Origin of the sequence: Rhodosalinus sediminis (assembly GCF_003385555.1) — a bacterium.
Classification (GTDB): Bacteria; Pseudomonadota; Alphaproteobacteria; order Rhodobacterales; family Rhodobacteraceae; genus Rhodosalinus; species Rhodosalinus sediminis.
The window spans coordinates 211,398-222,693 of the sequence record NZ_QOHR01000005.1 but is presented as its reverse complement, the minus strand read 5'-3'; the positions used below and the strand labels follow the sequence as shown (position 1 = coordinate 222,693).

At 72.2% G+C, this 11,296-nt stretch carries 10 protein-coding genes; 4 read left to right on the top strand and 6 right to left on the bottom strand.

Going from position 1 to position 11,296, the window contains the following annotated elements:
* Positions 1 to 370: 370 nt before the first annotated feature.
* A complete protein-coding gene (locus DRV84_RS06790) occupies positions 371 to 823 on the top strand; it encodes a phosphate-starvation-inducible PsiE family protein (protein WP_115979124.1) in 453 nt (150 codons plus the stop codon).
* Here the strand turns inward: DRV84_RS06790 and arfB are convergent, their stop codons facing one another.
* The 5 genes from arfB to DRV84_RS06765 form a co-directional block, all read right to left on the bottom strand.
* Entirely contained in the window at positions 824 to 1,243 is a 420-nt protein-coding gene (gene arfB / locus DRV84_RS06785; RefSeq protein ID WP_115979123.1) for an alternative ribosome rescue aminoacyl-tRNA hydrolase ArfB, read from the bottom strand.
* Positions 1,244 to 1,498: 255 nt separating this feature from the next.
* Positions 1,499 to 2,122: a queuosine precursor transporter gene (locus DRV84_RS06780; RefSeq protein WP_115979122.1), complete on the bottom strand. Its 624-nt coding sequence runs from the start codon at positions 2,120 to 2,122 to the stop codon at positions 1,499 to 1,501.
* 93 nt (positions 2,123 to 2,215) lie between these two features.
* The gene (locus DRV84_RS06775) at positions 2,216 to 3,058 is read right to left on the bottom strand and encodes an esterase-like activity of phytase family protein (protein WP_115979136.1); all 843 of its coding nucleotides are present in this window, start codon (positions 3,056 to 3,058) and stop codon (positions 2,216 to 2,218) included.
* 46 nt (positions 3,059 to 3,104) lie between these two features.
* On the bottom strand, positions 3,105 to 4,466 hold the full coding sequence (locus tag DRV84_RS06770; protein WP_115979121.1) for an MFS transporter: 1,362 nt from the start codon (positions 4,464 to 4,466) through the stop codon (positions 3,105 to 3,107).
* Between the two features lie 42 nt (positions 4,467 to 4,508).
* Positions 4,509 to 5,075 (bottom strand): acyl-CoA thioesterase, encoded by a 567-nt coding sequence (locus DRV84_RS06765; protein WP_115979120.1) that lies wholly within the window; start codon positions 5,073 to 5,075, stop codon positions 4,509 to 4,511.
* Positions 5,076 to 5,200: 125 nt separating this feature from the next.
* Here DRV84_RS06765 and DRV84_RS06760 point away from each other — a divergent pair, with 125 nt between their 5' ends.
* The 3 genes from DRV84_RS06760 (at position 5,201) to yaaA (ending at position 8,421) form a co-directional block, all read left to right on the top strand.
* Entirely contained in the window at positions 5,201 to 5,485 is a 285-nt protein-coding gene (locus tag DRV84_RS06760; protein ID WP_115979119.1) for a YggT family protein, read from the top strand.
* 75 nt (positions 5,486 to 5,560) lie between these two features.
* Positions 5,561 to 7,621, top strand: a complete 2,061-nt coding sequence (gene recQ, locus DRV84_RS06755; RefSeq protein ID WP_115979118.1) for a DNA helicase RecQ — start codon at positions 5,561 to 5,563, stop codon at positions 7,619 to 7,621.
* Between the two features lie 29 nt (positions 7,622 to 7,650).
* Positions 7,651 to 8,421, top strand: coding sequence for a peroxide stress protein YaaA (yaaA, locus tag DRV84_RS06750; protein ID WP_115979117.1), 771 nt, complete (start codon positions 7,651 to 7,653; stop codon positions 8,419 to 8,421).
* Positions 8,422 to 8,711: 290 nt separating this feature from the next.
* On the opposite strand, the gene DRV84_RS06745 is transcribed toward yaaA, so the two are convergent.
* On the bottom strand, positions 8,712 to 11,249 hold the full coding sequence (locus tag DRV84_RS06745) for a hybrid sensor histidine kinase/response regulator (protein WP_115979116.1): 2,538 nt from the start codon (positions 11,247 to 11,249) through the stop codon (positions 8,712 to 8,714).
* Positions 11,250 to 11,296 lie beyond the last annotated feature (47 nt).

The following is an 11,296-nucleotide window of genomic DNA, read 5'->3' as shown; positions in this document are numbered from 1 at the left end:
CGAAGCGGTAGATCAGACGATCCTTAAGAGCCGGGCCCACAAGATCTCTCAGCACAAGCACTAGCTTAGCCAGCACGATGAGCGTGTAGGCGATCTCGCGGACCAGGCGGTTGCGACGCGTGAATCTCTTCATTTGTCGTCTCCTGCTCTCCCGGCAACCTGGCGAACGCAGAATTACGCCCAGCCTTAACCAATCACTCGAAACAGCCATCAGGAACGGCTGCCATGTGACACACGCAGGATTCCTGAAATGGAACCACCCGCGGGCAGGAGACCCCTTAAGCCGGGATCGCACACGAATTGGGGGTGCGCTGCGTGACTTTCAAGAGGCGCATGAAACCAATTCAGGCTAGGGAGCGTTCCCCCTTCCATGCAACTCGACGACCTTTACCGTCACTTCGAGCGGGGGGTGGCCTTCGTCCTCATGGCCGGGATGGTCGTGGTCATCGCGCTCGCCGTGTGGAGCTTTCTGCGGGCGACCGGGACGGCCGCGGCGGATCCGGCGGCCGCGCTCGACTATCCCGTGTTCCAGACCCTCTTCGACCGGCTGCTCGCCGCGATCATCGCGCTGGAGCTCGCGCATTCGGTGCAGCTCATGGTCGCCGGGCGGCGCGGGCTGGTGCAGTTGCGCGCGGTGCTGGCGATCGGCGTGCTCGCCGTGGTGCGCAAGCTCATCCTGATCGACATCGGCTCGGTCGATCCGCTGCTCCTCGTGGGGCTTTCGGCAGTGATCGTCGCGCTCGCCGCGGCGCTGGCCGCGCTCTCGTGGGTGCAGCGCCGGGCGGAGGTGGAGCGGCTGCCCTCCCCCGGCGCGGAGGAGTGATCAGTCGCCCTCCACCGGGCCGCGCAGCGCCTTGACCGCGCCGCGCTTCTTCTTCGCCTCGAGGCGGCGTTTCTTCGAGGCGAGCGTCGGCCGCGTGGGCAGGCGTTTCTTCGGCCGCTCGGTCGCGCGGCGGATGAGCTCCGCCAGCCGCTCGCGCGCGATCTCGCGGTTGCGGGCCTGGTGGCGCGTCTCCTCCACCCGCAGGACCACCGCGCCGTCCTTCGTCCAGCGGCTGCCGGCGATGCGTTGCAGGCGCCGCTTGACCGGCTCGGGCAGGTGGGGCGAGCGCGCCGCCTCGAAGCGGAGCTCCACCGCCGAGCTCACCTTGTTCACGTTCTGCCCGCCCGGGCCGCCGGCGCGGGTGAACTGCTCGGAGAGCTCCCACTCCTCGATGGCGATATCGTCGGTGATCCGCAGCATGGGCGCAGTGTGGGGCATGTCGCGTCCACGAAAAAGGGCCGCCCCGCGGACGGCCCTTTCCGAGAACTCGGAGGCGGCGCCGGTTCAGGCACGCGCCAATCCGGGGGCCTCGCCCCTCAGGGCTGCCTCAGAGGCGCGCCTCCCGGACTGTCCCGACACCTCTCTCCAATGCTTCTCTAGACACTGGATCACCTCCTTTCTCTCTGTTGCCGTTGCGGACAGGGTGGCACGGATCGCCGCCCCTGCAAAGAGAAATCATGCCGGCCGCGCGGTCAGCCGCGCGACGATCAGGCGGAAGGGCACCAGCGCGATCAGCGCGAGCGAGAGCTTCACCATCCAGTCGGCCACGGCGAGCGAGACCCAGAGCGGCACCGCGGGCCCCGCCCCCAGAAGCGGCAGCGCCTCGTTCGCCCAGGCGACGTCGTTCCCGGGCTCGAGGAATGCGAGCGAGGCGGAGAAGGCGACGGTGAAGAAGATCGCCGTGTCCACGGTCGAGCCCACCAGCGTGGAGACCAGCGGCGCGCGCCACCAGCGCCCCGCGCGCAGCCGGTCGAAGATCGCCACGTCGAGAAGCTGCGCCGTCAGGAAGGCGAGGCCGGAGCCCATCGCGATGCGCAGGGTGACCAGCGGGCCAAACTCCCCCTGGATCTGCGAGCCGACGAGCGAGCAGAGGACCCCCACCGCGAAGCCCGCGAGCACGACCTTGCGCGCCGGCCCGACCCCGTAGACCCGGTTCATCACGTCGGTGACGAGAAAGGCCAGCGGATAGGTGAAGGCGCCCCAGGTCAGCCACTGGCCGAAGAGGAACTGAACGAGGATGTTGGAGGCGACCACGATGGCCGCCATGGCGAGGATGCCGGGCAGATGCGCGCGTGTCATGAGCTTTCCCGTTTTGACAAGGTGGTCGGGGACTTGGCCCGCCCCCATGGCGGACGCGCCGCGCATACGGGGTTCCGCCAGGTCGCGCAAGGCTCAGGGCAGCGCGTAGTCCACGATCTCGCTGCGCTGGACGGCGAGGAAATTGTCGTCGGCGATCATCGTGAGGCGCAGCCGCCCGCCCCCGTCGCGCCAGACGGCGAGCCCCTCGAGGTTGCCGTGCCGGCCCGGCGCGGTCGCGGGCAGCACCGTCTCCGGGTCCAGCGGGCCGTCCCCCGGCCGGACGCGGCGCACGCGGCTGCGGAAGCCGAGCCCGACGAAGGCACGCTCGAGGACGTAGAGCCGGCCCGCGTCGTCGAAATCCGCGCCGACGGGCACGAAGCCGCCGTCGCGCGGCAGGCGCCCGATGCGGCGCCAGCGACCCTCCGCGAAGCGATAGAGCGGAAAGGCGCCGCCCTCCGCCGCCTCTGGCAAGGTGTAGAGCCGCCCCGCCCCGTCCACGGCGAGCGCCTCGGGCCCGCGGTTCTCGGGCCATGCCGCGAAGGCCGCCGGGCGGGGCAGCGTGTCGCCCCGGTGGCGCGCGACGCGGGCCCGCCCCTCGTAGGAGATCCAGAGCCGCTCGCCCAGCCGCGCGAGCCCCTCGGCGTCGGGCGCACGGGCGCCCGCGCCCGGCAGGCCCGGCAGGTCGCTCAGCCGCACCGCCGAGAGCCCCGCGATGCGCCCGCCCTCGCGGTGCAGCCGCGCCTCGAGCAGCGCGCCGCGGTCGCTGACGGCGACGAGCCGCGTGCCCGTCGCGTCGAGCTCCAGCCCCGAGAAACCACCGGCCCGCGGGTCCTCCAGCGCGAGCGCGTGACGGCCGAGGAAGGTCACCCCCTCGGGCGGCGCGCAGGACGCAGGCAGACAGGCGAGGATCAGGGCGGCGGCGAAACGGCGGCGCATCGACACGGGCGGTCGGTCCTCGTGAGGCAAGGCGACGGGGCGCGGCTCATGCGGAGGCGCGCGCGGCGGACCATGCGGCGCGGTCTCCGTCCGGTTTCACGAAGGCGAGCAGCGCGAGCCCGATCAGGAACAGCGCGATCAGCGGCGTCACGCCCATTTGCTGGCTGCCCGTCGCCCATGTGGCGAAGCCTATGGCGAGCGGCGCGACGAAGGAGGTCGCCTTGCCCGCCAGCGCGTAAAGGCCGAACGCCTCGGTCATCTTGGCCGGGTCGGCCTGGCGGACCATCATCGTCCGGCTCGCAGCCTGGATCACGCCGCCCGCCGCGCCGATCGTCACGCCGAGGATGTAGAAGGCCACGTCCGACGCGGACGAGCCCTCGGCCAGCGGCACCCCGAAGAGCCGCGTGGGCGAGACGAAGAGGATCGCCACCGCCACGCCGGTCAGGATCAGGATGCAGGCGGTAATCACGGGCTTCGGGCCGAAGGCCTCGTCCGCGCGCCCGCCCACCACGGCGAAGACCGCGCCCGAGATGATGGCGAGGATGCCGAAGACGCCCACGTCCACGACCGACCAGCCGAGCACCCCGGCGGCGTAGATGCCGCCGAAGGTGTACATGCCGTTCAGCGCGTCGCGGTAGACCATGGAGCTGCCCAGATAGGCGAAGAGCGAAGGCGTGCGCGGCAGGTGGCGCACGGTCGTCGCCACCTCGGCGAGCGCGCGGCGCACCGCGCCGGCGGGCAGGGCGGGCGGCTTCGGATCGCGCACCCAGAGGAAGAAGGGCACCATGAAGACCGCGTACCAGAGCGCGGTGAGCGGCCCGACGAAGCGCGTGCCCTCCCGCGCCTCCGGGTCGAGGCCGAGGACCGGCGCGATGCCGATCACCGTGCGGCCCGTCTCGCCGCTCTCGGCGAAGAGGGTCAGCATCACGACCAGCGCCACCAGCCCGCCCGCGTAGCCGAAGGCCCAGCCGTTGCCGGAGATCCGCCCGATCTTCTCCGCCGGGCCGAGGTCGGGCAGCATCGAGTTGGTGAAGATCGTGGCGAACTCCATCCCGATCATGCCCAGCGCGAACCAGAAGAGCGTCAGCACCAGGTCGAAGTCCGAGGGCGCCGCGAACCAGAGCATCCCGGCCCCCGCGACATACATCGCCGAGAAGCCCTTGATCCACGTCAGCCGGTTGCCCGAGGTGTCCGCCAGCGCGCCGAGCACGGGGGCGAGGAGCGCGATCACGATGCCGGCCGCGCCGATCCCGAAGCCCCAGGCGCTCTGCGCGCGGCTGCCGTCGCCCACCATCTCCTGCACGTAGGGCGCGAAGATGAAGGTGATGAGCAGCGTGTTGTAGGGCTGGCTCGCCCAGTCGAAGAAGAACCAGCCCCAGATGCGTTTGCCGAGCGACGGCGCGGCCATGCCCCTCTCCCTCCGGGCGGTCGCCGCCCCCGCGTCAGGAGACTACGCCGCGCCGCCGCGTGCAAGCGCCGCGTCGTCCTGCATCGGCGGCCAGGGGCGCGCGTCCTCCGCCGCGATCCAGGCCGCGATCCAGTCGGGCACCGGGGGCGGCGCCGTCTCCTGTCCCATCGCGGCGAGCACGGTCGCGGGCGGCACGATCCCGTCGCGCCCCGTCACCGCCGAGCGATAGAGGACATGACCCGCGCAGTCCCCCGCGGTCGTCCACATCGACTGTTCGAGGTAGATGAAGCGCGCGTCCCAGGTCACCGCCCGCGAGCGCATCTCGATCCTCTGGAAGGCGCGGATGCGGCGGCGGTAGCGCACGCTCGCCCCCGCCATCGTCAGCCCCCAGCGGTTGCGCCGCAGCGCGCCGACGAGCCCCGTGCGCATCGCCAACGGGATGCGCCCCAGATCGTAGAGCGTGAGCGCCCGGCCGTTGTTGAGCTCGAACCAGATGTCGAGATCCCAGGGCCAGCAGCGGTGATGCGAGACATGCGTCGCGGTGAGCGGCAGCGGATCGCCCCCGCGCGCCACCCAGACCTCCTTGACCATCCGCACGAGGGGATACATGGCGCGTCTCCTTCGCCGGCGGGGTGACGCGGCGGGTCGCCCGCGTCAACCGCGACCTCGCGGCAGACTTGCCCGGCCGGGCCGGCATGGCTAGATCAGGGCGGCGACGGGGAAAGGACAGCGCGATGATGGCGATCTACGGACCACTGAAACTGATCCTGGACGTGGCCTTCTTCATCATGATCGCCCACATCATCATGAGCTGGCTCATCAACTTCCAGGTGCTGAACCTCCGCCAGCAGGTCGTCGCCTCCATCTGGGAGGGGCTCAACCGCCTGCTGGAGCCGATCTATCAGCCGATCCGCAACATCCTGCCGGACACGCGGCCGCTCGACCTCGCGCCGCTGGCGGCGATCATCATCGTGATCTCGCTGCGCGACTTCATCCTGCCGACGGTGCTCTTCGGCTGACGCGCGGGCCGGGCCTTGTTCCCCGCCCGTTCACCGGGATAGCCTGACACGGCGAGCAGACGAACGGCAGGACGCATGAGCGAGGCAGGCGGCGCAGAGGCTCTTCTGCGCGAGGTGTTCGGATTCGACGGCTTCCGCCCCGGACAGGGCGAGATCGTGGAGGCCGTGGCCGCCGGCCGCGACGTGCTGGCGATCATGCCGACGGGCGGGGGCAAGTCGCTCTGCTATCAGCTTCCCGCGCTCCTGCGCGACGGCGTGACGCTCGTCGTCTCGCCGCTCATCGCGCTGATGCGCGATCAGGTGCGCGGCTTGCGCGCCGCGGGCGTCGAGGCGGGCGCGCTCACCTCCGCCAACACCGAGGAGGAGACCGAGGCCGTCTGGGCCGCGCTGGAGGCCGGGCGGCTGAAGCTTCTTTACATGGCGCCCGAGCGGCTCGGCGCGGCCTCCACCTCGGGTGTGCTGCGCCGCGCCGGTGTCTCGCTGATCGCCGTGGACGAGGCGCATTGCGTCAGCCAGTGGGGCCACGACTTCCGCCCCGACTACCTGCGCATCGGCGAGCTGCGGCAGGCGCTCGGCGTGCCGCTCGCCGCCTTCACCGCCACCGCCGACGCCGAGACGCGCGAGGAGATCGTCGCCCGCCTCTTCGCGGGCCGCGCGCCGGAGAGCTTCCTGCGCGGCTTCGACCGGCCGAACATCCGCCTCGCCTTCCGGCCGAAGGACAGTCCGCGGCGCCAGATCCTCGCCTTCGCGGACGCGCGGCGCGGGCAGTCGGGCATCGTCTACTGCGGCACGCGCGCCAAGACGGAGACGCTGGCGCAGGCGCTGCGCGAGGCGGGGCACAGCGCCGCCGCCTATCACGGCGGCATGGAGGCCGAGGCCCGTCGCACGGTCGAGGCGCGCTTCGCCGCCGAGGAGGGGCTGATCGTGGTCGCCACGGTCGCCTTCGGCATGGGCGTGGACAAGCCCGACATCCGCTGGGTCGCGCACGCCGATCTGCCCAAGTCCATCGAGGGCTACTATCAGGAGATCGGCCGCGCCGGGCGCGACGGGCTGCCGGCGGAGACGCTGACGCTCTACGGCGCCGACGACATCCGCCTGCGCCGCAGCCAGATCGACGAGAGTCCGGCGCCGCCCGAGCGCCGCGCCGCCGACCACGGGCGGCTCAACGCGCTTCTCGGGCTGGCCGAGGCGCTCGAATGCCGGCGGCGCACGCTGCTGGAGTATTTCGGCGAAACGGCCGCGCCCTGCGGCAACTGCGATCTCTGCGAGACCCCGCCGGAGACCTTCGACGGCACCGAGGCCGCGCAGAAGGCGCTCTCGGCCGCGCTGCGCACGGGCGAGAGCTTCGGCGCCGGGCATCTGATCGACATTCTCACCGGCACCGAGACCGACAAGGTCCGCCAGCGCGGGCACGACCGGCTGCCCACCTTCGGCGTCGGGCGCGAGCACGGGCGCAGCCAGTGGCAGGGCCTCTTCCGGCAACTCATGGGCCGCGATCTGCTGCGCCCCGACCCCGAGCGGCACGGCGCGCTCCGCGTCACCGAGGCGGCGCACCCGGTGCTCAAGGGCGAGGCGCGCGTGGACCTGCGCCGCGACACGGTGACGAGGACGCAGGCGCCCGCGCCGAAGGCGCTCGTCTCGGAGGAGGACGCGCCGCTCCTCGCCGCGCTCAAGGCGAAGCGCCGCACGCTGGCCGAGGCCGCCGGCGTGCCCGCCTACATCGTCTTCAACGACCGCACGCTGATCGCCATGGCCGAGGCGCGGCCCGCCACGCTCGACGCGATGGCGGCGATCCCCGGCGTCGGCGCCAAGAAGCTCGAGACCTACGGGCAGGCCTTCCTCGAGGTGATCGCGGAGGGGCCGGAGGGGACGGCGGAACTGCACCCGAGCCGGCGGCGCCTCGCCGGGCGGCCCGAGGGCGCGCTCTTCGACCGGCTGCAGGAGGCCGAGCGCCGCCTCGCCCGCGGCGAGACCGGCATCGAGAAGCCGATGTCCTGCACGCAGACGACGCTGCGCCACATCGCCGAGCGCCGGCCCGCCGACCTCGATCAACTGGCGCGCATCCCCGGCATGGGCGCGCGACAGGTCGAGCGCTTCGGCGACGCCTTTCTGGACGTTCTGCGCGCGGCGGATTAAGTCCTGAGCGCGTTTCAGGAGGACCGCCGATGCTCGTCGTGATCTCGCCCGCGAAGAAACTCGACATGGAGGAGGCCGCGCTGCCCGCCGGCGCCCCGGAGCCGAGCACGCCTGACTTCGGCGAGGACGCCGCCCGGCTGGCCGAGGTGGCGCAGGGGCTTTCCGACGCCGAGCTGCAATCGCTGATGGGCATCAGCGACAAGCTGGCGCGGCTCAACGCCGAGCGTTTCGCGGCCTTCGGCGAACAGCCGACGAAGCCCGCCGCGCTCGCCTTCGCCGGCGACACCTACCGCGGGCTCGAGGCGGGGACGCTCGACGCCGACGCGCTGCGCTGGGGCCAGGCGCGGCTGCGCATCCTCTCGGGGCTTTACGGCGTGCTGCGCCCGCTCGACCTGATCGAGCCCTACCGGCTCGAGATGGGGAGCCGCCTGCGCACCGAGCGAGGCCGGTCGCTCTACGACTGGTGGGGCGACCGGATCGCGCGGGCGCTGAACGCCGCCGCCGCGGAGGCCGGGACCGACACGCTCGTCAACTGCGCCAGTCAGGAGTATTTCGGCGCGGTGGACGGTCAGGCGCTCGACCTGCGGGTGATCACGCCCGTCTTCATGGAGATGAAGGCCGGCACCCCCAAGGTCGTCAGCTTCTACGCCAAGCAGGCGCGCGGCGCGATGGCGCGCTTCCTGCTGGAGACGCGGCTGGAGGACCCCGAGGCGCTCACCGGCTTCGACGCGGGCGGCTATGCCTACACGCCCGAGCTGTCGGAACCCGACCGCCCGGTGTTCGTCCGCGGCGAGGCCTGAGCCGGGCCGCGCCGCGGGGCCTTCCGGCGCGCGGTTCTGGACCGGCGGCGGCAGGGGCCGAGCGCGACGGCGCGACGGGGCGGTCGACCTCTAGGCAGGGCGGGCCGGGGATGGTGCGGCACGGCCGGGCGCCGAGGGCCACCCCGGCGCCGCACCGTCGGCAGACCGGACGACGGCCCGCACCCCCGAGGACGGCACCGGCGGGCCGCACTGCCCGCCACTACCCAGCCGGGCCCGGACGCGAGGCCCTGCGAGCGCACAGGCCCGTGCCGCGCTGGTCTCCGGCCCCCTCACCCCGGCCCCTCCGGCGCGGGCGGCCGGGCCGCGGCGGGGCGGTGGGCGCGGATGGCGTCCAGAAGCGCGGCCTTGCGCACCGGCTTGCTGATGTAGCCGTCGATCCCGTCGCCGAGGATCGCGTCGCGGTCACCTTCCATGGCGTGCGCGGTGACGGCCACGATCGGCACGCGGGCCGCGCCGGCCGCCCCCTCGCGGCGGCGGATCTCGCGCGCGGCCTCGCGCCCGTCCATGCCCGGCATCGAGATGTCCATGAAGATCAGGTCGGGCGGCCCTGCCTCCCACGCCGCGAGGGCCTCGTGCCCGTTCGCGGCGATGGCGAGATCGACGTCGAGCCCCTGCACCATCCTTGAAAAGACCAGCTGATTGGTGCGGTTGTCCTCCGCGAGGAGCACGCGCATCGGGCGCGCGGCGCGCGCCTGTCCCGTCGCGGGCGCGGCAGTGGGCGCGGCGACGCCCCGCACCCCGCCGAGCCCGTGCAGCCGGCGCAGAAGTTCGTGGCGCGGCAACGGCTTCTGCAGCACGGCCTGCAGCACGCCGGGCTCCAGGTCGGGCTCCACCATCGAGGGGTTCGAGCTCAGCAGGAGGATCGGCATCGCGTGCCCTTCGGCGCGCAGGCGCCGGGCGAAGCGCACGCCGTCGACCCCGGGCATCAGGTGATCGGTGAGCACCACGTCCGGCGGCGGCGAGAGCGAGGGCGCGGCCGCCTCCGCGCTCTCCGCGCAGCGCACCTCGACGCCCAGCGCGGCGAGCTGCTTCTGCAGGATCTCGCGGTTGGTGGGGTGGTCGTCCACGACGAGCGCGGTCCCGAGCGCGGGCGGGCCGGAGGGCGCCTCCTCCACGGCCTCGGCCGCGGGCAGCGGCACGCGGAGGCCGAAGCAGGTGCCCGCGCCCTCCTCGCTCTCGACCCAGATCTGCCCGCCCATCAGGTCGATCAGCCGCCGCGAGATGGCGAGGCCGAGGCCCGTCCCCTCGAACGAGCGGTTGCGGTCGTCCTCCACCTGATTGAACTCGCCGAAGACGTGCTCCAGCCGCTCGGCGGGGATGCCGATGCCGGTGTCCTCCACCGTGACGATCACCTCGGCGGCGCCGTCCCCGCTCTCCGGCACGCCGGTGACGCGGACGAGCACGTGGCCCGCCGGCGTGAACTTCACCGCGTTGCCGATCAGGTTGGTCAGCACCTGCCGCACGCGCGCCGGATCGCCGACGAAGCGGGTGGGCAGGAAGAGGTCGTAATCGACGAGCATCACCAGCCCCTTGTCCCGCGCGGAGGGCTGCAGGAGCATCACGATCTCGTGGATGCAGCGCTCCAGGTCGAAGGGTTCGGGGTGCAGGGCGAGGCGGTCGGCCTCGATCTTGGAGTAGTCCAGCACGTCGTTGATGATGACGAGAAGCGACTCGCCCGAGGCGCGGATCGTCTCGACATAGAGCGACTGATCCTCGGTCAGCTCGGTGTCGGCCAGAAGCTCGGCCATGCCCACCACCCCGTTCATCGGCGTGCGGATCTCGTGCGTCATGTTGGCGAGAAAGGCGGATTTCGCGCGGTTCGCGGCCTCCGCCCGCTCCGTCGCGCGCTCGAGCGCCTTCTGCTGCTCCTTGAGCGCGGTGACGTCGACGCGCAGCCCGACGCGGCCGCCGTCGCGCGTCTCCTTCTCGAAGATGCGCAGCCAGCGGCCGTCGCCCAGCTGCTGCTCGATCGCCACCTCGGCGGCGCGGTGCTTCTCGAGCCGCTCAGCCAGCCACTCTTCCTCGCGGCCAATGGCCTCGGCATACTGGCCGCGGGCGAGGCCGTAGCGCAGGAGCTCCTCGAAGGTGGCGCCGGGCACCATCGCCGGCGCGGTCTCGGCGTAGAGCTCGCGGTAACGCGCGTTGCAGGTCACCAGCCGGTCGTCGGAATCGTAGACGACGAAGCCGTCGGGCAGCTCCTCGACCGCCGACCACATGCGCATGAGCTCGGTGTTGTTGACGGCGAGCGTCACCAGCCCGCCATCCGGCGTGCGCCGGTCCATGAGCTTGACGAACTGCCCGTTCCAGAAGCGGATCACCTCCGGCGGGATCTCGGCCATGTCCCAGCGCGCCAGCATCCGCTCGCGCCAGGCGATGCCCGGCTCGCCCTGCAGATCGACGATGCCCTCCTCGATCATGACGTCCACGACATGCGCGAAGCTCGCCCCCGGCGCGATGGAGGCGATGCCCCCGAAGACCGAGAGATAGGCGGAATTGGCCAGTTCGAGACGCCCGTCGGCGTTGAACATGGCGAAGCCGTCGCGCACGGATTCGAGCGCCTGCCAGAGCTGCGTCTCGACGATGGCGATCTTCTCGTTCGCCGCGCTCAGGTCGGATTTCACGCGCGCGTTCTCGTCGCGGACGGTCGCCACCTCCGCCTTCGTCTCGACGATCTGTTCGGAGAGCGCGCGGGCGTGCTGCCCGAGCTTGCGCTTGGCCTCGAACAGCTCGGCCTGCTTCTGTTCCAGCAGACGCTCGGCAGCGCGGCGCGCGCGCCGCTCCTCGGCGAGTTCGGTGGACAGGCTCATGAATGTGCGCCCCTCCCGACGACGGATCGCCGGGAGGATGGCGCAGG